At 72.9% G+C, this 22,235-nt stretch carries 20 protein-coding genes; 11 read left to right on the top strand and 9 right to left on the bottom strand.

The window, feature by feature from the left end; translation table 11 throughout:
• Positions 1-51: 51 nt before the first annotated feature.
• From AB0K34_RS06670 to AB0K34_RS06690, 5 genes are all read left to right on the top strand, one after another.
• Complete coding sequence (locus AB0K34_RS06670) at positions 52-1,008, top strand: DUF389 domain-containing protein (RefSeq protein WP_364546152.1); 957 nt, start codon at positions 52-54, stop codon at positions 1,006-1,008.
• Between the two features lie 85 nt (positions 1,009-1,093).
• Positions 1,094-2,062, top strand: coding sequence for an ABC transporter ATP-binding protein (locus tag AB0K34_RS06675; RefSeq protein WP_364546154.1), 969 nt, complete (start codon positions 1,094-1,096; stop codon positions 2,060-2,062).
• Positions 2,059-2,937, top strand: a complete 879-nt coding sequence (locus AB0K34_RS06680; protein WP_364546157.1) for an ABC transporter permease — start codon at positions 2,059-2,061, stop codon at positions 2,935-2,937. The genes AB0K34_RS06675 and AB0K34_RS06680 overlap by 4 nt, the downstream gene beginning before the upstream one ends.
• Complete coding sequence (locus tag AB0K34_RS06685; protein ID WP_364546160.1) at positions 2,934-3,845, top strand: ABC transporter ATP-binding protein; 912 nt, start codon at positions 2,934-2,936, stop codon at positions 3,843-3,845. Before AB0K34_RS06680 ends, AB0K34_RS06685 begins: the two co-directional genes overlap by 4 nt.
• Positions 3,842-4,558, top strand: coding sequence for an ABC transporter permease (locus AB0K34_RS06690; protein ID WP_138637906.1), 717 nt, complete (start codon positions 3,842-3,844; stop codon positions 4,556-4,558). Before AB0K34_RS06685 ends, AB0K34_RS06690 begins: the two co-directional genes overlap by 4 nt.
• Positions 4,559-4,583: 25 nt before the next feature.
• On the opposite strand, the gene AB0K34_RS06695 is transcribed toward AB0K34_RS06690, so the two are convergent.
• The 5 genes from AB0K34_RS06695 to AB0K34_RS06715 form a co-directional block, all read right to left on the bottom strand.
• Positions 4,584-5,216, bottom strand: coding sequence for a response regulator transcription factor (locus AB0K34_RS06695; RefSeq protein ID WP_364546162.1), 633 nt, complete (start codon positions 5,214-5,216; stop codon positions 4,584-4,586).
• Position 5,217: 1 nt separating this feature from the next.
• Positions 5,218-6,393, bottom strand: a complete 1,176-nt coding sequence (locus tag AB0K34_RS06700) for a sensor histidine kinase (RefSeq protein WP_364546165.1) — start codon at positions 6,391-6,393, stop codon at positions 5,218-5,220.
• Between the two features lie 5 nt (positions 6,394-6,398).
• The gene (locus AB0K34_RS06705) at positions 6,399-8,555 is read right to left on the bottom strand and encodes an MMPL family transporter (protein WP_364546167.1); all 2,157 of its coding nucleotides are present in this window, start codon (positions 8,553-8,555) and stop codon (positions 6,399-6,401) included.
• Between the two features lie 92 nt (positions 8,556-8,647).
• Positions 8,648-10,867, bottom strand: coding sequence for a DUF4132 domain-containing protein (locus AB0K34_RS06710; protein ID WP_364546170.1), 2,220 nt, complete (start codon positions 10,865-10,867; stop codon positions 8,648-8,650).
• A 62-nt stretch (positions 10,868-10,929) separates the two neighbouring features.
• Positions 10,930-11,838: an LLM class flavin-dependent oxidoreductase gene (locus tag AB0K34_RS06715; RefSeq protein ID WP_364546173.1), complete on the bottom strand. Its 909-nt coding sequence runs from the start codon at positions 11,836-11,838 to the stop codon at positions 10,930-10,932.
• A gap of 51 nt (positions 11,839-11,889) precedes the next feature.
• On the opposite strand from AB0K34_RS06715, the gene AB0K34_RS06720 reads away from it, so the two are divergent.
• Positions 11,890-12,357 carry a MarR family winged helix-turn-helix transcriptional regulator gene (locus tag AB0K34_RS06720; RefSeq protein ID WP_138637912.1) on the top strand — a complete coding sequence of 156 codons (468 nt, stop codon included), beginning with the start codon at positions 11,890-11,892 and terminating at the stop codon, positions 12,355-12,357.
• Between the two features lie 130 nt (positions 12,358-12,487).
• Positions 12,488-13,852, top strand: coding sequence for an alkaline phosphatase PhoX (locus AB0K34_RS06725; RefSeq protein WP_364546176.1), 1,365 nt, complete (start codon positions 12,488-12,490; stop codon positions 13,850-13,852).
• A 42-nt stretch (positions 13,853-13,894) separates the two neighbouring features.
• On the opposite strand, the gene coaA is transcribed toward AB0K34_RS06725, so the two are convergent.
• Positions 13,895-14,836, bottom strand: a complete 942-nt coding sequence (gene coaA, locus AB0K34_RS06730) for a type I pantothenate kinase (RefSeq protein WP_138637914.1) — start codon at positions 14,834-14,836, stop codon at positions 13,895-13,897.
• Positions 14,837-14,958: 122 nt separating this feature from the next.
• On the opposite strand from coaA, the gene glmS reads away from it, so the two are divergent.
• From glmS to AB0K34_RS06745, 3 genes are all read left to right on the top strand, one after another.
• Positions 14,959-16,803, top strand: a complete 1,845-nt coding sequence (gene glmS / locus AB0K34_RS06735; RefSeq protein WP_138637915.1) for a glutamine--fructose-6-phosphate transaminase (isomerizing) — start codon at positions 14,959-14,961, stop codon at positions 16,801-16,803.
• A gap of 74 nt (positions 16,804-16,877) precedes the next feature.
• Positions 16,878-17,834 (top strand): ABC transporter ATP-binding protein, encoded by a 957-nt coding sequence (locus tag AB0K34_RS06740; protein ID WP_364546180.1) that lies wholly within the window; start codon positions 16,878-16,880, stop codon positions 17,832-17,834.
• 6 nt (positions 17,835-17,840) lie between these two features.
• Positions 17,841-18,812 (top strand): ABC transporter permease, encoded by a 972-nt coding sequence (locus tag AB0K34_RS06745; RefSeq protein WP_138637917.1) that lies wholly within the window; start codon positions 17,841-17,843, stop codon positions 18,810-18,812.
• A gap of 94 nt (positions 18,813-18,906) precedes the next feature.
• On the opposite strand, the gene AB0K34_RS06750 is transcribed toward AB0K34_RS06745, so the two are convergent.
• The 3 genes from AB0K34_RS06750 to AB0K34_RS06760 form a co-directional block, all read right to left on the bottom strand.
• Positions 18,907-19,128, bottom strand: a complete 222-nt coding sequence (locus AB0K34_RS06750; protein ID WP_338072574.1) for a DUF397 domain-containing protein — start codon at positions 19,126-19,128, stop codon at positions 18,907-18,909.
• Positions 19,129-19,373: 245 nt separating this feature from the next.
• On the bottom strand, positions 19,374-19,745 hold the full coding sequence (locus AB0K34_RS06755; protein WP_138637919.1) for a DUF397 domain-containing protein: 372 nt from the start codon (positions 19,743-19,745) through the stop codon (positions 19,374-19,376).
• Positions 19,636-20,496 (bottom strand): helix-turn-helix transcriptional regulator, encoded by an 861-nt coding sequence (locus tag AB0K34_RS06760; protein ID WP_138637920.1) that lies wholly within the window; start codon positions 20,494-20,496, stop codon positions 19,636-19,638. The genes AB0K34_RS06755 and AB0K34_RS06760 overlap by 110 nt, the downstream gene beginning before the upstream one ends.
• Positions 20,497-20,722: 226 nt before the next feature.
• Here AB0K34_RS06760 and AB0K34_RS06765 point away from each other — a divergent pair, with 226 nt between their 5' ends.
• Complete coding sequence (locus tag AB0K34_RS06765; RefSeq protein WP_364546186.1) at positions 20,723-22,198, top strand: NAD(P)H-hydrate dehydratase; 1,476 nt, start codon at positions 20,723-20,725, stop codon at positions 22,196-22,198.
• Positions 22,199-22,235: the final 37 nt, after the last annotated feature.

A 22,235-nucleotide genomic window follows, 5' to 3' on the forward strand; every position in this document is an offset into this window, starting at 1 on the left:
TGGGCTGGCGTCACGGTCACACGGGCCCGCCGTTTACGGCACCATTGGCCCGTGCTGCATCTCAGAGCGATCGTCCCGGCGGACCGCACCGACGCCGTCTGCCGGGCGCTGGACGCATGCGCCGGGGCCACCAACGTGGTCGTGATCGACGGCGCGGCCCGGTCGCCGCGCGGCGACCTGGTGACCGCCGACATCGCCCGCGAGTCCGCCAACGAGGTGCTGGACGCACTGCGCGCCCTGAGCGTCGACCGGGACGGCTCCATCGCGCTCGACAAGGTCGACCTGACCCTCTCGGAGACCGCCGAGGCCGCCAAGGAGCGGGCGCCCGGGCACGGCGACGACGCCGTCGTGTGGGAGGAGCTGGACCGGCAGGTCAGCGAGGGCACGGCGCTGACCTGGTCGTTCGTCGCGTTCCTCGCGCTGGCCACGCAGCTCGCCGGGATCGCCGCGCTGATCGACTCGCCGGTGCTGGTGGTCGGCGCGATGGTCCTCGGGCCGGAGTTCGGCGCGGTCGCGGCGATCTGCTACGGGCTCGTCCGGTGGCAGCCGGTGCACATCCTGCAGGCCGTCCGGGCGCTGGTCGTCGGGTTCTGCGTCGCGATCGCGATCACCTATGTGTGCGCGCTGGTCAGCCGGTGGATCGGAGTGATCGAACTGGACCGGCTGCCCGCCGAGCGCCCGCTCACCGCGTTCATCTACAGCCCGGACCGCTGGTCGTTCATCGTCGCGCTGCTCGCCGGCGGCGCCGGGGTGCTGTCGCTCACCGCGGGCAAGTCGTCGGCGCTGGTCGGCGTCTTCATCTCCGTCACCACCGTGCCGGCCGCCGGGAACCTCGCGGTCGCGATGGCGCTCAAGCACGGCAGCGAGATCACCGGGTCGCTGCTGCAACTCGCCGTCAACTTCGCCGGAATGATCATCGCGGGGTCGCTGACGCTGCTCGTCCAGAAGGCGCTGTGGGGCATGGTCCTGCGGAACGGGAGACGACCGGCCATCGGGCGGCGGACTTAGGTCGACGCCGCATCGGACGAAAGGCTGCCCCTGCATCGCCCTTGAGGGTGACGTGTCCCACCTTGACAGCCGCTAGGTTCGAAGCATGCCGATCATTGCCACCCAGGGCCTGACGATGAGGTTCCCCCGGGTGACCGCCTTGGACGACCTCTCCGTGGCCGTCGAACCGGGCGTCGTCGGGCTGGTGGGCGCGAACGGCGCCGGCAAGTCGACGCTCATCAAGATCCTGCTCGGGCTGCTGCCGCCGACCTCCGGCACCGCGACCGTGCTGGGGCTCGACATCGCGCGCGAGGGCCTGCGGATCCGGGAGAGCGTCGGGTTCATGCCCGAGTACGACTGCCTGCCGCCGGACGTGTCCGCGACCGAGTTCGTCGTGCACATGGCCCGGATGTGCGGGCTGCCCGCGACCGCGGCCCGCGAACGCGCCGCCGACACGCTCCGGCACGTCGGCCTCTACGAGGAGCGGTACCGTCCCATCGGCGGCTACTCCACCGGGATGCGCCAGCGGGTGAAGCTCGCGCAGGCCCTCGTCCACGACCCGAAGCTCGTGTTCCTGGACGAGCCGACCAACGGCCTCGACCCGGCCGGGCGCGACGAGATGCTCGACCTGATCCGGCGCATCGGCGCCGAGTTCGGGATCAGCGTCCTCGTCACCTCGCACCTGCTGGGCGAGCTGGAGCGGGTCTGCGACCACGTCGTCATCATCGACGGCGGGAAGCTGCTGCGGTCCCAGGCCGTCGAGGCGTACACCTCCGCGAGCGGGGTGCTGACCGTCGAGGTCGACGAGGGGCGCGACGTGCTCGGTCAGCACCTGTACGACCAGGGCGTGTCCGTCCACCCGGAGGGCCGGTTCCTCATCGTCGACATCGCCGGCGAGGCGACCTACGACCTGGTCCGCGACGGCGTCGCCGACCTCGGGCTGCGGCTGATCCGGATGGAGCAGCGCCGCCACCACATCGAGGAGGTCTTCCAGACCGGGCCGCCCGCGCCGCCCGCCCCCGCCGGAACCGTCCAGCCGCCCGCCGGACCCGTCCAGCAGGGAGCCCCCCGATGAGCACGAGCACCATCCACGACATCGGCTACCGCCACTACGAGGGCCGCCGCAACGGCCGCGCGTACGTGCTGCGGTCGCTGTACGTCCACAACCTGCGGGCCGCGTTCGGGCTCGGCCGGCCCGCGCGGGCCAAGGTCATGCCGTTCCTGCTGGCGGGGATCATGCTGCTGCCGGCCGCCGGGTCGGTCGCGGCGTTCGCGTTCAGCAAGGAGCCGGACGCGCTGTTCCGCTACGCGTCCTACGCCAACATCATGCAGGTCATCGTGGCGATCTTCCTGGCCACGCAGGCGCCGGTGCTGGCCTCCCGCGAGGTGCGGTTCCACGTCATCCCGCTGTACTTCTCCCGGCCGGTCGGCCATCTCGACTTCGTCCTGGCGAAGGGCGCCGCGCTGACGACCGCGCTGCTGGCGCTGATGGCGGTGCCCGTCACCGTCCTGTACGTCGGCGGCCTGATCACCAAGATGCCCGACTCCGGCGACCAGCTGCTGAACTACCTCGGCGCCCTCGTCGGCTGCGTGCTGTACGCGCTGGTGCTGGCGGCGATCGGGATGGTCGTCGCGGCGTTCACGCCGCGGCGCGGGTTCGGCGTCGCCGCGGTCATCGCCGTCTACATGATCAGCGCCGCGTTCGTCGGCGCCGTGCAGGGCATCGCCGAGGCGCGGACGAACTTCACCCTGCAGGGCTGGATCGGGCTGCTCACCCCGTTCAACCTGGTGGACATCGTCCAGGTGAGGCTGCTCGGCGCGGAGTCGTCCTCGCCCGGCATCGCGCCAGGCGTCACCGGCGGCGTCGTCGCGCTCGCCCTGTGCGCCCTCATCGTCGTCGGCTCGATCGCGGTCCTGTACCGCCGGTTCAGGAAGGCGGGCCTCTCGTGAGTGAGCTGATCCTGGAGAACGTGTCCCGCTGGTACGGGAACGTCGTCGCCGTCAACGGCGTGTCGATGAGGGTCGGTCCCGGCGTGACCGGGCTGCTCGGCCCGAACGGCGCCGGCAAGTCGACGCTCATCCACATGATGGGCGGGTTCCTCGCGCCGTCGTCGGGGAGCGTCACGCTGGACGGGGTGCCGATCTGGCGGAACCCGTCCGCCTACCGCAGCCTCGGGCTCGTCCCCGAGCGCGAGTCGGCGTACGACTTCCTCACCGGCGAGCAGTTCATCACCGCGATGGCGAAGCTGCACAAGCTGCCCGACCCGGACGCCGCCGCCCGCCGCGCCATCGGCCTCGTCGAGATGGAGTACGCGGCCGGGCGCCCGATCGGCAACTACTCCAAGGGCATGAAGCAGCGCATCAAGATGGCGTCGGCGCTGGTGCACGACCCGCCCGTGCTGCTGCTGGACGAGCCGTTCAACGGCATGGACCCGCGGCAGCGCCTCCAGCTGATGGACCTCATCCAGCGGATGGCCGACGAGGGCCGCACGATCCTGTTCTCCTCGCACATCCTGGAGGAGGTCGAGCGGCTCGCCAGCCACATCGAGGTGATCGTCGCGGGCCGGCACGCCGCGTCCGGCGACTTCCGCAAGATCCGCCGGCTGATGACCGACCGGCCGCACATCTTCCTCGTCCGCTCGTCCGACGACCGCCGGCTGGCCGCCGCGGTCATCGCGGACGGCTCGGCGCGCAGCGTCCAGCTCACCGACAAGGGCCTGCGGGTGGAGGCGGTCGACTTCCAGCGCTTCACGCTGCTGCTGCCGCAGGTCGCCCGCGACGCGGACGTGCGGCTCTGGGAGGTCTCCCCGGCCGACGAGTCCCTCGAAAGCGTCTTCTCCTACCTGGTGGCCCGATGAACCCGACCATTGCGATGATCACGTTCCGGGCGATGCTCGGGCGCAAGCGGGCGCTGCTCCTGCTGGGGCTGCCGCTCATGATGCTGATCCTGGCGGTCGTGCTCCGCGCGACCGGGCAGAACGACCTGGACGTCTCCGCGGGCGTGCTGCAGCAGTTCGGGCTCGCGACGCTGCTGCCGCTGCTCGCGCTGATCGCGGGCACCGGGGTGATCGGGCCGGAGATCGACGACGGCCAGATCATGTACGTGCTGACCAAGCCGATCCCGCGCGAGGTGATCGTGCTGACGAAGCTCGTCGTGGCGATCGTCCTGGTAACGGCGTTCGCGACGGTCCCGACGCTGCTGACGGGCCTGGTGCTCAGCGGGACGACGGCGCAGCTGACGCCGGCGTTCGCGGTCGGCGTGCTGATCGGCGGGGTGGCCTACAGCGCGGTGTTCGTCGCGCTCGCGGTCGCCAGCCGCAACGCCGTCACGATCGGCCTGCTGTACGCGCTGGTCTGGGAGTCGCTGCTCGGCAGCTTCGCGCCGGGCGCGAAGTCGGCGTCCATCCAGCAGTGGTGCCTGTCGGTCACGGACGCGCTGACCGGGGCGTCCCCGGTCACCTCGACGGTCGATCTGCCGGTCGCGATCGCGCTGCTGGTCGCGGTGACGGCGGCGGCGACGCTGCTGGCGACGTTCCGCCTGCGCACCCTCGCGGTGGCGAGCGCCGACTAGCGAGGCGCCGACTAGCGAGCGATGACTAGCGCGTGTCGCCGAGGAGGCCGCGTTCCATGGCGACGACGACGGCGCGGGTGCGGTCGCCGACGTCGAGCTTCGCGAAGACGCGCAGGAGGTGGGTCTTGACCGTCGCCTCGGCGATGACGAGCCGCCTGCCGATCTCGGCGTTGGACAGGCCGTCGGCGACCGCGCGCAGCACGTCGATCTCCCGGGCGGTCAGCGCGGCGGGCTCGGGGCGGCGCATCCGGGCGACCAGTTTCTCCGCGACGCGCGGGGCGAGCACCGTCTCGCCCCGCGCGGCGGCGCGGATGGCGTCGACGAGCTGGTCGCGGGTGGTGTCCTTCAGCAGGTAGCCGATGGCGCCGGCCTCGATCGCCCGTTCGATCTCGGTGTCGGTGTCGTAGGTGGTGAGGACGAGCACGCGGGTGCCGAACCGGCCGATCCCGGCGGTGGCGGCGACGCCGTCCAGCACGGGCATCCGCAGGTCGAGGAGGGCGACGTCGGGCCGCAGCCGCTCGGCCAGCTCGATCGCCTCGCGGCCGTCGCCGGCCTCGCCGACGATCTCGATGGTGGGTTCGGCGGCCAGCAGCGCGACGACGCCCGCGCGCATGACGGTGTGGTCGTCCACCACGATGATCCGCAGGGTGCCGGTCATGTCATGCCTTCAGGGGGATCATGGCGAAGACGCGGGTGCCGTCGCCGGGTGAGCTGGTGACGGTCAGCTCGCCGCCGAGTTCGGCGAGCCGGCGGCGCATGCCGTCCAGGCCGAACCCCCGGGCCGCGCCGACCGCGAACCCGCGCCCGTCGTCGGTGATCTCCAGTTCGACGCCGTGCGGGCGCCGTTCCAGGACGACCCCGACCGCGGACGCGGCGGCGTGCTTGCGGACGTTGGCGAGCGACTCCTGGGTGCAGCGCAGCAGCGCGATCCGGGTCGTCTGGTCGCAGTCGACGTCCGGGAGGTCGGCGGTGACGGCGAGCCCGGTGTCCTCGGCGAACCGGTCGAGGGTGCGGCGCAGCGTCCGGGCGATGGACGCGGGGGCCACCTCGGCCTGCGCCGCGGCCCCGACGAGGACGCGCGCCTCGGCGAGGTTCTCCCGCGCGGTCCGCTCGATGGAGGCGAGCTGCCGGGCGCTCCCGGCGGGGTCGGTGCCGAGGCCGTCGCGCGCGGCCTCCGCCAGCACCACGATGGAGGCCAGCCCCTGCGCGAGCGTGTCGTGGATCTCCCGGGCGAGGCGTTCCCGCTCGTCGGCGGCGCCCTGCCGGCGCTGCGCCTCGGCGAGCCGCCGCTCGGCGTCCGCGAGGTCGGCGGCGAGGGCGCGGGCGCGCTCGTCGTGCCGCCCGACGACCCGGTGCATCCACAGCCCGAACAGGACGCTCGCCGCGTACCCGATGAGCGCGGCGACCGCGTTGCCGGTGAGCAGCGGCCCGTCGGGGGCCGCCCGGACGGCGTCGCCCGCGACCGCGGCCGCGGCGGCGGCGCCGCTGAGGACGACCGCGCGCAGCGGGCTCCCCGCGAAGATCCAGAAGTGCGGGAGCGACGCGATGAGCAGGGACGCGGCGCCGTCCATCTCGTAGGAGACGGCGCCGATCCCGGCGGCGAGCACGCCGAGGAACGCGGTCCGGCGGAGGACGGGGTCGCCGGGGAACGTCCCGGTGACGGGGTAGCTGAGGGCGAGCACCGACAGCAGCGCCAGCGTGGCCGACCGCGTCCCCTCGGGCTGGTCCCACACGGCGATGCCGGGCGGGACGAGCCCGAGGACCACCCAGGCGGTGACGTACCAGCGGCGGAGCGCGCGCACCTGGGGGCGTTCACCGGGCTGCGGCATCGGCATGCCGGTCAGCCTATGGCCTGCGGGATCTTCTCGGCGCCGCCGTCCCGGGCCCGCCGCACGCTCCGCGCGGGCCACCAGCAGCGGTCGCCGAGCAGCAGCATCAGCGCGGGCAGCACCATGATGCGGATGACGGCGGCGTCCAGCAGGACGGCCACCGCGAGCGCGAAGCCCATCTGCTTCATCTCCATGATGTGCAGCGGGACGAAGCTGGCGAAGACCGTCACCATCACGAACGCGGCGCTGGTCACGACGCTCGCCGAGCCGCCGATCCCGTCCAGCACGGCCTGCCGGGTCGGGACGCCGCGCAGCACCGCCTCCCGGATCCGGCTGATCACGAAGACCTGGTAGTCCATCGAGAGGCCGAACAGGATCACGAGCAGCAGCAGCGGGACGCGGGAGCCGATCGAGCCGGTGGAGGTGAAGCCGAGCAGGCCCTCCGCCCACGTCCCCTGGAACACGGCGGTCAGCAGGCCGAGCGCCGCCCCCGCCGACAGCAGGTTCAGCAGGACGCCGACCAGGCCGAGGACGACCGAGCGGAACGCCCACACCGTCATCGCGAACGTGACCAGCAGCAGCGCGCCGATGATGATCGGCAGCTTGCGCTCCTGGTGCTCGGGGTAGTCGGCGTAGCGGGCCACGTCGCCGGTCACGGCGGTCTCGGCGTCCAGGCGCCCGGTCGTCGCCGGGACGTACTCGTCCCGCACCCGGTCCAGGGACCGCTGCGCCTCGGGGCTGCTGGCGTGGCGCGGCACGGGGAGTTCGAGGACGCTGATCCGCCCGTCCGGCGAGGTGCGCAGCTCGGACGTCCCGGCGAGCAGCGGGTCGCGCTCGGCGCGCCGCGCCAGGTCGGCCAGGGCCGCCCGCGCCTCGCCGGTGTCCCCCGCGCCGGCCTTCACGACGATCTGGTGGGTGGCCTTCAGCTCGGGGAAGGCAGCGTTCAGCCGGTCGTACACGCGCATCGCGGCGATCTCGCGGGGATGGCTGTCGCGGCCCATGTCGGTCAGGTCGAGGGTCAGCAGCGGCGCGGCCAGCGCGAGCATCGCCAGCGCCGACACGGCCAGCGTCGCGGCGGGGTGCCGGCCCGTGGGGCGCAGCATCGCCCGGGTGATCCGGCCGGTGCCGATCCTCGGCGCCTTCGGCGTACGGCCGCGCCGGGCCGCCCGCCGCTCCGCCCAGGCGCCGAGCTTCGCCAGCACGGCGGGCAGGACGGTCAGCGAGCTGACCACCGCGACCAGCGTGACCACGATCGCGGCGGTCGCGATGGAGGAGAAGATGACGTCGTCCGCCAGGTACAGCGTCGCGCTGGACACGGCGACCGCCAGCCCCGACACCACCACGGCGCGCCCCGAGGTGGCGGCGGCCAGCTCCACCGTCGCCCGCGCGTCGAGCCGGCCGCCGGAGCGCGCCCGCTCCTCCCGCTCCCGCTTCAGGTAGAACAGCGTGTAGTCGACGCCGACGGCCATGCCGATCAGCAGGATGATGCTCGCGCCGATCCCGGCGTCCGGGAACGCGTGCGAGGCGAGCATCGACAGGCCGATCGCCGCCGCGATCGAGGACAGCGCGAGCACCACCGGCACGACGGCGACCGCGAAGGAGCCGAACACCGCCAGCAGCGTGACCAGCGTGATCGGCACGGCGATCACCTCGGTGCGGGCGAGGTCGTCGCTCCGCAGCTCGCCGACGCCCTTGCTGATGGACGGGCCGCCGGTCTCCTCCACCTTCACTCCGGGATGGGCGGCCCGCACCGCGGCCGTCTGCGCGAGCAGCGGGTCGACGTGGTCCTTGCCTTCGAGTTCGGGGCCCTTCAGGGCCACGTCGACCCGGACCGCCGTCCCGTCGGCCGAGCGCACCGACGCCGACACCGACGCGACCTCGGGGAGCGCCCTCATCCGCGCGGCGGCGTCCTGCGCCGCCGCGTCGGCCGCCGGCCCCCGGCCGGTGATGAGGACGTGCTCGACGGGCCGCTGCTGGAGCCCGCCCTCGGTGGCCAGGGCCTCGGCCCGTCCGGCCTCGCCGATCCAGAAGTCCTCGGTCGTCGCGGCGTGCCCGCCGACCGAGGCTCCGACGCCGAGGCACAGCGCCACGAACAGGAACCAGGCCGCGATGCCGCGCCAGGGGTGCCCGGCGCTCCACCGGGCCATGCGCACAGGGAGGTTCGTCATGCGGAAAAGCCTGGTCGCGGAGCCCTCGCCCGCATGAGCCTCGACCGGTTGAACCTTCCGTCCACCGATCGGTGGACGGAAGGGCCGGCCGGTCAGCCGGTGAGGCGCGTCAGTTCGGCGAGCGTCTCCGAGATCGTGACCGGGTCGAGCTCGCCGAATGCGAGCTGCTCGCCGGAGTAGGGGCCCGTCATGAGCATGACCCGCTCGATCGTCTGCTCGGCGAACTCCTCCGGGGAGATGACCCGGATGCCCGGTTCGAACGCGACCATGACGTGCGGGCCTCCGGGCGTCATGAGGTTCACCTGGCGGCGGAACCCGCCGGTCTCCTTCTCGCCCAGCTTCCAGCCGCGGGACGTCATGTCGATGAACCTGCCGAAATGGGCGGTGGCGCCCTCGAAGCGGGTGAGGCGGCTTGAGGCGCGCTCGTCGTCCACAAGGGTGTGGACGGGGCGTCCGAGCTGCGGGAACGGCTGCAGGATCTCGTAGTCGGCGAAGACCTCCGCCCACGCCGCGACGGCCTTCTCCCCGAGCACGACGGGATGCGGGAGCGTCACGCGGGCGTCCGGCGCCGGGTCGAACGCGTCGTCGTGGACGTCGGCGAGCGTGCCGTCCTCCGCGACCCGGAACGCGGTCTCGCCCGCCGACCACACCAGCCGCCGGACGATGTGCCGCATCAGCGGGTGCCCGGCGAGGAGGGAGCCGAACTCCTCGGGCGACCAGGACCGTCCGGCCGACATCGCCGCCTCCAGCCGCCTGATCTGGTCGGCGGCGGTGGCGCGGGCCTCCTTCTTCAGCTCGGAGAACCGCGCGTAGGCGGCCGGCGCGAGCGTCTCGTCGTCGTTGGCGCCCGGCTTCGGGAGCGTCTTGCGCGGCTTGCCGTCCGCGTCGGTCACGAAGGGCTTGAGCTGCTCGTCGAACCCGACGCGGAACCGGCGCCGCCCGTAGTCGAGGACGAGCGAGCCGTCGGCGTCCAGGCCGAGGTCGGGGACGAGCCGGTCCGCGAGCTGCTCGGGCGACAGCCCGCGCTCGCGGGCGGCGGCGTTGAGCCGGCCCTGCGCCCGCGGCCGCAGGTGCTTGGCATCGGCGCCGCGGCGGGCGATGCGGTCGAGGTGGCGGAGCTTGGCGTCGGCGGGCGCGTCGATCTCCATGAGCACGTCGAGCGCCGAGAAGCCCTTGAACGTCCAGGTGTAGTAGTTGTCCCAGCGGGCCATCCGGGCGGCCAGCCGCGCGGCGGTCCCGGCGTCGCCGAGCCGCCGCAGCGCGTACTGGACGCCCGGCGCGGCCCACAGCCCGCCGCCGCGCTGGTTCTCGTGGAGCGCCCAGGCGAACTCGGCGAGGGACGCGGGGTCGCAGAGCTCGATGACCTGCTCGCAGCCCGGGTACGGGTCCTTCGGCGTGGAGATCAGCAGCATGGTCACGAAGTGCCGGGCGGCCGCCACCGGCAGGGCTCGCTCCCGGCCGCGCAGCAGCAGCCGAGGGAACTGCTCGCGGACCCGCTCCTCGTCCCATTCCGGCAGTTCGCCGGGGTACTGGTCGAGCGGATCGACGCCCAGCGCGGCGATCGCGGCGGCGGCCTCCTCGCCGTAGGTCCGTGCCGCCTCCGTGAGGCAGTCGGCGCCGTGCTCCCGGGCGATCAGCGCGAGGCCCTGCTCGGCCTTCGTGCGCTTGGGCCCGGGTTTGCGCAGCGCCTCCGGGACGACGAACGGGGCCGCGGCCGGGCCGTGCCAGCCGAACCAGAGCCGCGCGGCCTCGTCGACCTGGCCGAGCGCGTTGATCATCAGCTGCGCGGTGGCGTCGTCCACGAACGGGACGAGCGCCTCCGCGCACGACAGGTGGGCCTTGGCGGCGTGCAGGATCAGCGGGTGGGCGGCGAGGCCGCGCCGGGCGGCGAAGTGCCGGAGCGGGACCCGGTACACCCAGCCGGCCCAGTCGCCGTGGTAGCGCACGTCGGCGAGGAGTTCGTCGGCGAGGTCGCCGGGACCGTCCATGACCAGCCGGTAGTACCGGCGGGCGCGGTCCCCGCCGCGCGGGTCCTCCAGCGCGGCGCCGCTGCGGTAGTGCTCGGCCACCGCGGCCCAGTCGGTGTCCGCCGGGAGCGGCTCGTAGGCCCGCTGGAAGCCGTCCGCCGCCTTCAGCCACTCCTCGCGCACCCCGGGCGGCCAGGACTCGGCGGCCGGCGTCTTGGGGCGCTTCAGGCCCTTGAGGACGACCGGCTCCGTGCTCCGGGGCGTCCGGCGGGTCCACGGCGGTTCGACGAGCAGGCGGGGGAGGTCGCTCTCGGCGGCGTCCTCGACGCGGGGAGTGTCGGTCATCGCTCAATGATCGTGGCGGCGACGGACATTTCCGATCACCACTCCGCGACGGCGTGCCGCGCTCAGCCGGCCGCTTTGCGCAGTTCGGGCAGGACCTCTCGGGCGAGCCGCTCGACCTGTTCGTCCTGGCCGGGGCCGGTGGGCATGAAGTTGAGGGTGGTGAAGCCCAGCTCGATGAACCCGAGGAGCGTCTCGACGACGTGGCCGGGCGGGCCGCCGACCGTGCCCGGGTCGTCTCCGGCCCGCGCGTCGATCCGGACGCCGACGTTGTAGGCGCAGGTGATCTCCGCGGGGTCGCGCCCGGCGTCCGCCGCGGCGGCGAGGACGCGTGCGCGCATGGCCCTGGCCTGCTCCGGCGGGGCGAAGCCGAGGGACGGGATCCACCCGTCCGCCACCCGCCCGGTCAGGTCGAGAGCGCGCGGGCCGAACGTGCCGAGCCAGATCGGGATGCGCCGTTCGGGCTTGGGCTCCAGATGCGCCTCGGTGGTCCGGTGCAGGCGGCCGTGGAAGGTGAACGCCCGCTCCGACCACAGCCCGCGGGTGATGCGGACGGCCTCGGCCAGGCCGTCGACCTTGTCGCGGGCGGTGGGGACGGGCATGCCGAACGCCCGGAACTCCTCGTCGGAGTAGCCGCCGCCCAGCCCGAGGACGAGCCGTCCGCCGGAGAGGCGGTCGAAGGTCTCGGCCATCTTCGCGACCAGGGCGGGGTTGCGGTAGGGGACGCCGAGGACGCGGGTCGCGACGCCGATCGTGGACGTCGCCGCCGCGATCCACGACAGCATCGTCCAGGTCTCCATGGTCGGGTGCTCGGTGCACGGGTGGTCCGAGGCGGACACGAAGTCGAAGCCGAGTTCCTCGGCCCGGCGGGCGTCGGCGACGGGGTCGCTACCCGGCTCCGCCGAGGTCGAGATGTTCAGGCCGTAGCGCAGGGAGGACGCGGCGGAGGGGGCCGCCGACGATCTATTTGACATGTCAAGGAAGCTAGTCGCGATGTATGTGACATGTCAACTAAGCTGGCGGCCATGGACGAACCCCGCTGGCTCACCCCCGCCGAGGACCGCGCGTGGCGCGGCTACCGGCGCCTGTCCCTGCTGCTCGACCAGCAGGTCGCCCGGGACCTCGCCGCCGACTCGGGCCTGTCGGAGGCCGACTACGACGTGCTGTCGAACCTCTCGGAGACCCCCGGCGCCCGGCTGCGGCTCACCGAGCTCGCCGCGCACATGCGCTGGTCGCCGAGCCGCCTGTCGCACCATGTGACCCGGATGCAGCAGCGAGGCCTCGTCACCCGGCACACCAGCCCCGAGGACGGCCGCGCCGCCGTCATCGTGCTGACCGGCGAGGGCCGCCGGACGATCGAGGAGGCCGCCCCCCACCACGTCGAGTCGGTGCGGCGCCACTTCATCGACCTGCTGACCCCCGAGCAGGTCGCGGCGTTCGCCGCCCTCAGCGAGACGGTCGTCGCCCACCTGGCGGAGATCGAACCCCGCTGAACGGTGCCCGGCCCCGGCGGCGGCGCCGTGCCTGACACGCCCTGTCGAGGTGTGCCATATCCGGCCGGTGTGACGCGTGTTACAACGGGCTGGAGGGTTTTGATCGTTCCAGACCAGGGAGTGTGCACCCATGTCAGTCACGCGCCGCCGGCTCCTGGCGGGGACGGGCGCGGTGGGGGCGGGGATCGCCTTCACCGGCGCCGTGGAGCAGCTGTTCGCCGGGAGCGCCGCCGCCGCGCCGGCCGGCCGCCACGACGGCTACGGGCCGCTCGTGCCCGATCCGAAGGGCCTGCTCGACCTGCCGCGCGGGTTCCGGTACACCGTCCTGTCGCGGGAGGGCGAGCCGCTGCGCTCGGGCGAGGGCGCGGTGCCGAGCCACTGCGACGGCATGGCCGCCTTCCCCGGACGCGGCCGGACGTGGCTCGTCCGCAACCACGAGAACCGCCCGGACGCCGAGCACCGGGTGCCACCGGTCGAGGGCGTCACCTACGACCCCGAGGGCCTCGGCGGCTGCACCGCGCTGGAGGTCGACGGCGCCGGGCGGGTGCGCGCCGAGCGCGTCGCCATCGCCGGGACGGCCGTCAACTGCGCGGGCGGCCCGACCCCGTGGCACACCTGGCTGACCTGCGAGGAGACCGAGGACAAGGCCGGCACCAACGGCTACACCAAGGACCACGGGTTCATCTTCGAGGTCGACCCGTACCGGCAGGGCAGGACCGTCCCGGAGCCGCTGACCGCGATGGGCCGCTTCCAGCACGAGGCCATCGCCGTCGACCCGCGCGACGGCACCGTCTACGAGACCGAGGACGCGTTCGAGAAGCCGTTCGGGCTGTTCTACCGGTTCCTCCCGAAGGAGACGCGCGGCGGGTTCGGCAGCCTGCGCGCCGGTGGACGGCTGGAGGCGCTGCACGTCCCCGACGTCCCGGACCTGTCGGTCGTCCAGGAGCCCGGCACCGTGTTCGAGCACGTCGAGTGGAAGAAGGTGCCCGACCCGCTGGCGAAGGAGACGCCGATCCGGTTCCAGGACTTCGGGCCCGGCGGCATCACCCACGCGCAGAAGCTGGAGGGCTGCTACTGGGGCGGCGACCGCGTCTACTTCGTGTCGAGCTTCGCCAAGACGGCGGACGGGTCCCGCGCCGACCACTTCGGGCAGGTGTGGTCGTACGAGCCGCGCCACCGGCGGCTCACCCTGGTGATCGTGTTCGGGCCCGGCACCGACGTGCAGAAGCCCGGCGAGTCGCCCGACAACATCTGCCTGGCGCCGCAGGGCGGGCTGATGGTGTGCGAGGACGGCAACGGCGCGCAGCACGTGTTCGGCGTGTCCCGCCGCCGGAAGGTCTACGCGATGGCCCGCAACCGGCAGAACATCGGCACCGAGGACGAGCCCGAGTGGGGCGAGTTCGCCGGGGTCACCTTCTCCCCGGACGGGCGGACGATGTTCGTCAACGTCTACACGCCGGGCACGACGTTCGCCGTCACCGGCCCCTGGCGCTGACGGCGGGCCGGATAGGGCCGGATAGGCCCGGGATAGGGCCGCTCAGATGCGGCGCAGGCGGACGCGCTGGACGGCGTGGTCGCGGTCCTTGTGCAGGACGAGCGTGGCGCGCGCGCGTGTCGGCAGGATGTTGGAGACGAGGTTGATCTCGTTGACGTCCCGCCACACGCGCTGCGCGAACGCGGCGGTCTCGTCCTCGTCCAGCTCGTGCGCGTACTTGTGGAAGTAGGAGCGCGGGTCGGTGAAGGCGGTGCGGCGCAGCGCGAACAGCCGGTCGATGTACCACTGCCGGATGTCCTCGACCCGCGCGTCCACATAGATGGAGAAGTCGAAGAAGTCGGACACGCCGAGGGTGCCGGGCGGCGCCGGCTGGAGCACGTTCAGCCCCTCGACGATCAGGATGTCGGGCCGCCGGACGGTCTGCGCCGCGTCCGGCACGATGTCGTACTCCAGGTGCGAGTACACCGGGATCGTCACCTCGGCCGCGCCCGCCTTGATCTCCGAGACGAACCGGACGAGCGCCCGCCGGTCGTAGGACTCGGGGAACCCCTTGCGGTCCATGATCCCGCGCTCGGACAGCACGGCGTTCGGGTGCAGGAAGCTGTCGGTCGTCACCAGCTCCACCGTCGGGTGCTCCGGCCAGCGGGCCAGCAGCGTGCGCAGCAGCCGGGACGTCGTCGACTTGCCCACCGCGACGCTGCCCGCCACGCCGATGATGAACGGGGTCGGCGGCACCTCGCCGCCGAGGAACCCGCTGACGGTGTCGCGGAGCCGCCAGTCGCCGAGGAAGAACAGGTTGAGCAGCCGGGACAGCGGCAGGTAGACCTCCTCGACCTCGGTGATGTCGATCGGGTCCTTCAGGCCGCGCAGGGCGTCCAGCTCACCGGGCGTGAGCGGCAGCGGGGTGCTCTCGCGCAGGCCCCGCCAGGCGCCGCGGGAGAGTTCCACGTAGGGGCTCGGCACGCTGTCCCATCCGCTCGTCATGGCTGAACATTAACCGGGCTGGTCAGCCGGTCACCGGGTTTTCACCGGCGGTTCACGTTAGCGGAGCGGCCCGGGCCGTCCGCGGGTAGGTCCCTGGCAGGACACCGAATAGAGTTGCCGCCATGTGCGGAATCGTGGGGTACGTAGGGGGCCGGCCGGCGCTCGACGTCGTCGTCGAGGGCCTGGCTCGGCTGGAGTACCGCGGCTACGACTCGGCCGGGGTGGCCGTGCTGGCCGACGGGAAGCTGGCGACGGCGAAGCGGGCGGGCAAGCTCGGGAACCTCCGGGCCGCCCTGGAGGAGGAGCCGCCGCCCTCGGGGACGCTGGGCATGGGGCACACCCGGTGGGCGACCCACGGGCCGCCGAACGACCGGAACGCCCACCCGCACGTGGACTGCACCGGCTCCGTCGCGGTCATCCACAACGGGATCATCGAGAACTTCGCCGCGCTGCGCGCCGAGCTGGAGGAGGCCGGGCACGGCCTGGCGTCCGACACCGACACCGAGGCCGTCGCGCACCTGCTGGAGGACGAGCTGAAGTCCGGCGGCGGCCTCGCCGACGCCATGCGCCGCGTCTGCGGCCGGCTGGAGGGCGCGTTCACGCTGGTCGCCGTGCACACCGGCAACCCGGACCTGGTCGTCGGGGCGCGCCGCAACTCGCCGCTCGTCGTCGGCGTCGGCGACGGGGAGAACTTCCTCGCCAGCGATGTCGCGGCGTTCATCGCGCACACCCGCGACGCGATCGAGCTGGGTCAGGACCAGATCGTCGAGCTGCGCGCCGACGGGGTCACCGTCACCGACTTCGAGGGCCGTCCCGCCGAGATCAAGGAGTACCACGTCGACTGGGACGTGTCGGCCGCGGAAAAAGGCGGCTACGACTACTTCATGCTCAAGGAGATCGCCGAGCAGCCGCGCGCCGTCGCCGACACGCTGCTCGGCCGGATCGGCTCCGACGGGCGGCTGCACCTGGACGAGATGCGCATCTCCGACCAGGAGCTGCGCGAGGTCGACAAGATCATCATCGTCGCGTGCGGGACGTCCTACCATGCGGGCCTGATCGCCAAGTACGCCATCGAGCACTGGGCCGGGCTGCCCTGCGAGGTGGAGCTGGCCAGCGAGTTCCGCTACCGGGACCCGATCCTGTCGCCGTCCACGCTGGTCATCGCGATCTCCCAGTCGGGCGAGACGATGGACGCGCTGATGGCCGTCCGGCACGCCCGCGAGCAGAAGGCCAAGCTGCTCGGCATCTGCAACGTCAACGGCTCGACGCTGCCGCGCGAGTGCGACGGCGTCCTCTACACGCACGCCGGGCCGGAGGTCGCGGTCGCGTCCACCAAGGCGTTCCTGACCCAGCTCGTCGCCGTCTACCTCATCGCGCTGTACCTCGCGCAGGTGCGGGGCACCAAGTGGGGCGACGAGGTGTTCGCCATGGTGCAGCTCCTGGAGCGGATGCCGGAGAAGGTCGACAAGGTCCTGGAGACCATGGAGCCGGTCCGCGAGCTGGCCCGGTCGCTGTCGGGCGAACACTGCGTGCTGTTCCTCGGCCGCCACGTCGGCTTCCCCGTCGCCCTGGAGGGCGCGCTGAAGCTGAAGGAACTCGCCTACATGCACGCCGAGGGCTTCGCCGCCGGCGAGCTGAAGCACGGCCCGATCGCGCTGATCGAGGAGAACCTGCCGGTGGTGGTCGTGGTGCCGCCGCGCGCGCGGGACGTGCTGCACGACAAGATCGTGTCGAACATCCAGGAGATCCGCGCCCGGGGCGCCCGGACGATCGTCATCGCCGAGGAGGGCGACGAGTCGGTGGAGCCGTACGCGGACACGCTGATCCGCGTCCCGGCCGTCCCGACGCTGCTGCAGCCGCTGGTCACGACCGTGCCGCTGCAGGTCTTCGCCTGCGAGCTGGCCACCGCCAAGGGCCACGACGTCGACCAGCCGCGCAACCTCGCCAAGTCCGTCACGGTGGAGTAGACCCGCCGGAACCCGCCGATTCCGGGCCGCGTCCAAGCGAGATCGGACCGGCCCGGCGGCGGCGGAGGTGGCGGGTGGCGGAAGACGGCGGCCTCGGTGGCGCCCTTGGCGTCGAGGCGCACGGTGTCACACGGCGGTTCGGGCCGGTGGAGGCGCTCCGCGGCCTCGACATCACCGTCCCGTACGGGCAGGTCACGGCGCTCGTCGGCGCGAACGGCGCGGGCAAGACGACCCTGCTGCTGATCCTCGCGACGCTCCTCGCGCCCGACGCGGGCACGGTGCGGATCGCGGGGCACGACGCGCTGACCCACCCCGCGCGGGCGCGCGACGCGCTCGGCTGGATGCCCGACGTCTTCGGCGTGTACGACCAGCTCACGGTGGACGAGTACCTGGCGTTCTTCGCGGACGCCTACGGGCTGCCGAAGGCGGAGCGGCAGCGCCGGGTCAAGGCGCTGCTCACCCTCGTCCGCTTGGACGACCATGTCGGGCGGCCGGTGCACGCGCTGTCGCGCGGGCAGAAGCAGCGGCTCGGGATGGCGCGCGCCCTCGTGCACCGCCCCCGCGTCCTGCTGCTGGACGAGCCCGCCTCCGGCCTCGACCCGCGCTCGCGCGTCGAACTGCGCGACCTGCTGCGCTCCCTGGCGGCGGAGGGCGTCGCGGTGCTGGTCTCCAGCCACATCCTCAGCGAGCTGGAGGAGATCGCCGACCGGGTCGTCCTGGTCGACCACGGCCGGACGGTCGGCGAGCACACGATGGCGGAGCTCGCCGGCACGTCGTCGCGCGTCCGGTGGCGCGTCCGCTCGCTCGACCCCGGACCGCTGGCCGCGGCCCTGGCCGACCCGCCCGGCGGGCTGCCGGCGCTGCGGACCACCGAACTGCCGGGCGGCGCCGAGGTCGGCCCGCTCACCGAGGCCGAGGCGGCGGCGCTGCTGGCCGAGCTGGTCAAGGCCGGGGTGCCCGTCTGCGGGCTCGCCCCCGCGGGCGGCGCGCTCGAATCGGCCTACCTGGCGATGACCGAGACCCGGAGGTGACCGGCGATGACCGCGCGCGGAATCGGCCTGGTGGCACGGCAGGAGATCAGGACCCGGCTGCGGACGGGCCGGTGGAAGGCGCTGCTCGCGGCCTGGTTCCTGACCGTCAACGGGCTCGGCCTGCTGTTCCGGCTGGCGCTGGAGGCCGGCGGGGGCTCGTCCGACGACCGGCCCGGCGTCCCGATGTTCGGCGGGGTCCTGCTCGGGGTGCTGGTGCTGACGCTGCTGGTCACGCCCGCGCTCAGCGGCCAGTCGATCAACGGGGACCGGGAGCGCGGGACGCTCGCCACCCTCCAGGTCACCCGGCTCACGCCCGGCGAGATCGCGCTCGGCAAGCTCGCCGCCGCGTGGGGGACGGGCCTGGCCGCCCTCCTGCTCACGCTGCCGGTCCTGCTGCTCCCGGTCGCCGAAGGGGTGATCAGCCCGCTGCGGGCGCAGGCCGTCCTCAGCGTCACGGCCCTGCTCATCGGCGTGGTCTGCGCGATCAGCCAGGCGTGGTCGGCGGTCCTCGCGCGCAGCATCACCTCGGTGCTGATGTCCTACATCACGGTGTTCGTCCTCCTCGCCGGGACGCCGCTGCTGTACTCGATCGCCCTCCAGTTCACCGGCGAGCACCGGACCACCCCGTACGAGGGCTACACCGTCGAGCACAGCGAGCGCGTCTGGTGGCTGCTGTCCCCGAACCCGGTCGTCGTGCTCGCCGACGCGGCGCCGCGGCTGCCCGAGCGCAGGATCGTCGTGGGCGACCAGGTGTTCAGCCGGCCGCCGTCGGCCGACCCGCTGGGCGAGCTGAGCCGCAGCGTGCGCGACACCCGCAAGGGCAAGGGCCCCCACCGGCACGACCCGGACGCCGAGGCGGCGGTGTGGCCGTGGGGGCTGGCCTTCGACCTCGCGCTCGCGGCGGGCGCCGTCGCCCTGACCACCGCCCGGCTGCGGACGCCCCTTTTCCGCGTGCCGAAGGGCGTCCGAGTGGCGTGACGAACGCCACTCACTCGATCATCTCGCCCATCGTGAAATGAAATTCTCCGGCCGGTTGGAATTCTCAGCGGAGATGCAAGTTGCAGAGTTTCTTTCAGGGGCGGTCGTAGCGGCCGTCCCGGACGTGCTCGGTGAACCTGCGCCATTCACCGGGGCCGAACCTGAGGATCGTCACGGTGTCCTCGGTATCGCGCACGGATATCGCCTCGCCGTCAAGACGGGCGACCTCGACGCAGCCGTTGCTGGCGCCGCATCGGGTGCTTCTCCTCCACTGGGCGGGGGGTGTCCCACGGAAACTCATTCCGGCTCCCTGCATCGAAAGTTGCCTTGTCCGCGGCCGCGCTGCCGGTACATCAAGCACACGGTAACAAGATCGCAAAAAACGCCTGATCACGGACGGGTGGCGCGGTACCCGTGTGACCGGCGCGGCGAGGTAGGACCAGAGTTTCGGGTGGGGTGGCGACAGGCCGGGTCTAGCGTGGACCCGGCCCGTGCGGCATGGCCCTCCGCCGGCCCTCGTGAGGCGGCGGAAGGGGGCCTCAGCGGCGGCTCAGCGCCGCCTCATCGGCCCAGATCGAATTCGCCCTTCTTGGCTCGTTCGAGGAAGTCCTGCCACTCTCCGGACGAGAATGACAGGACCGGGCTCTGCGTACCGTGCTTGGCGTCGCGCGCCCCGATGGAATGGGACGAACCGGCCAGTGCGGCGATCTCGACGCACGTGTTGCTCGCCCCGCAGTGGGCGCTTCTCCTCCATTGCGGAGCAGGAGTGGCGAAAGGGGACACTCGGTGCCTTTCACAAGGATTGAGCCCCTTAGCGGACCCGTCACCAGGCGTCTTTGGCCGCGGCGATGCGCCGCCGGGATTCGTCGGCGTCCAGCGCCTGGCCCGCCAGGCTTGAATAGGCGAGCCTGTACATATAGGTAACAGCCTCATCCGCAAAGTGGCTGATTGTCAGGGATTCCACGTGCACGATATCAGGGAAAACGATGTCATGCACCGGTGAGAATTCCAGAAGGATAAACGATTCAGCCAACACCGAGTGTGCGATACCCAAGGGCAGGATCTGCACGGTCACGTTCGGCGACTCGGTCATCCGGCACAGATGTTCGAGCTGCTCGCGCATGACCTTCCGGTCGCCGATCAGGCGCTGCAGAACCGACTCGTCCAGCACCACCGAGAGTTCCAGCGGATGCGGGCCGTCCAGCAGCGCGCGGCGCCGCATTCGCACGTCCACCCGGCGTTCCAGTTCCTGCGGCGGCAGCGTGGCGAGGTCGCTCCAGCCGCCGATGACGTGCCGCGCGTAGTCCTCGGTCTGCAGCAGGCCGGGAAAGACGGTGCTGCCCCATTCCTTGGCCGCGGTGGCCTCGGACTCCAGGGCGATGAAATCCGCGAGCGAGCTCGGCAGGTCGCGGTACTCCTCCCACCAGCCGCGCTGCGCCGCGTCGTGCGCCAGCGAGATGAGGTCGGCGTGCCGGGGGCCGTCGATCTCGTACAGCTCCAGCAGCCGCCGCACGTCGCCGATCTTCGCGCCGGTGCGCGCGTTCTCCAGCCGGCTCACCTTGGCGGTGGACCAGGCGAGCCGCTCGGCGACCTCGTCCCCGGTGAGACCCCTGCGCTCGCGCAGCCTCCGGAGCTCGGCGGCGAGCCGGCGCTGCCGGACGGAGGGACCTCGGGAAGTGCTCATCTACTCGGGCCTCTCCAGTCCCGGCGGACTGATCAGGGCGCATTCTGCCGCACCTGAGCGCCGCAGTGCGAATACATCGGAGCGGATGGGGAAGATTCTACGGCCGATGATTCTTTTGCGCACATGACACCGAAAGTTGCAGCGCAAGGTACAAATGGCCGGTGCGCGGGATTGGGACGCGCCCTCCGTGGCACTCTGTCCGTATGACCGAGCGGGGGAGCCGGGGATGAGGTACGCGCACGAGGTCGGCAAGGTCCGGGCGGCGGAGCGGGCCCTGATGGCCCGCGTCCCCGACGGCGCCCTCATGCAGCGCGCCGCCGCCGGCCTCGCCTCGGTCTGCGCCCGCCTCCTGCCCGCCGTGTACGGCTCCCGCGTCGTCCTGCTGATCGGCGGCGGCGACAACGGCGGCGACGCCCTCTACGCCGGCGCACGCCTCGCCCGGCGCGGCGCCCGCGTCCGCGCCGTGCAGGCCGGTTCCAAGATCCACGAGGCCGGGCTGGCCGACCTCCTCGCCGCCGGCGGCCGCCTCCTGCCCACCGGCGCGGAGGCCGCCATCGCCGGCGCCGACCTGGTCATCGATGGCCTCACCGGCATCGGCGGCACCGGCGGCCTCCGCGAACCGCACGCCCGCTACGCCGCGCTCGCCGCCGAGTCCGCCGCCCTCGTCGTCGCCTGCGACGTGCCGAGCGGCGTGGACGCGAGCACCGGCCGCGTCGACGGCGCCGCCGTCCACGCCGACGTCACCGTCACCTTCGGCACGTACAAGCCGGGCCTTCTCATCGACCCCGGAGCGTCCCACTGCGGAGTGGTCGAACTGGTCGACATCGGGCTCGGCCCCGACCTGCCCGACCCGGACGTCGTCGCGCCGCGCCCGGCCGACGTCCAGCCGCCCGAGCCCGGCGCCGAGTCCGACAAGTACCGGCGCGGCGTCGTCGGCGTCCTCGCGGGCGGCGACGAGTTCACCGGCGCCGCCGTCCTGTGCACCGGCGGCGCCGTCCACGGCGGCGCGGGCATGGTCCGCTTCGCCTCCGTCGCGCACCCGGTCGAACTCGTCCGGCACCGCTGGCCCGAGGCCGTCACCACGGTCATCGACCCCGGCCGCCACGACGCCAAGGTCCTGGAGCGCATCGGCCGCGTCCAGTCCTGGGTCGTCGGCCCCGGCCTCGGCACAGGCGACGCCGCCGAGTCCCTCCTCGAAGCGGTCCTGTCCACCGACCTGCCCGTCCTCGTCGACGCCGACGGCCTCACCGTCCTGTCCCGCCGCCGCGACCTGCTGGCCCGCGCCGCCCCGACCGTCCTCACCCCGCACGCGGGCGAGCTGTCCCGCCTGATCGCCGCCGACCGCGCCGCCATCGAGGCCGCCCGCCTCGACCACGTCCGCCGCGCCGCCGCCGAACTCTCCGCGACCGTCCTGCTCAAGGGCTCGACAACGCTGATCGCCGAGGCCGACCGCCCAGTCAGGGTCAACCCCACAGGCACCCCCCGCCTAGCCACCGCCGGCACGGGCGACGTCCTGTCCGGCCTGATCGGCGCCCTCCTAGCCGGCGGCCTCCCCGCCCTGGACGCCGCCACGGCAGGCGCCTACCTCCACGGCCTGGCCGCCCGCCTGGCCGCGGCCCCCACCCCAGGCGCCGAATCCCCCATAAGCGCCCACGACGTCATCACCTCCCTCCCCGCCGCCTTCCGCACCATCACCCACTAACCACAAGCCCCCCGCAAAGACCTCAGCGGTCACACCC

It is taken from the genome of Actinomadura sp. NPDC049382 (assembly GCF_040677125.1).
Taxonomy (GTDB): Bacteria; Actinomycetota; Actinomycetes; order Streptosporangiales; family Streptosporangiaceae; genus Spirillospora; species Spirillospora geliboluensis.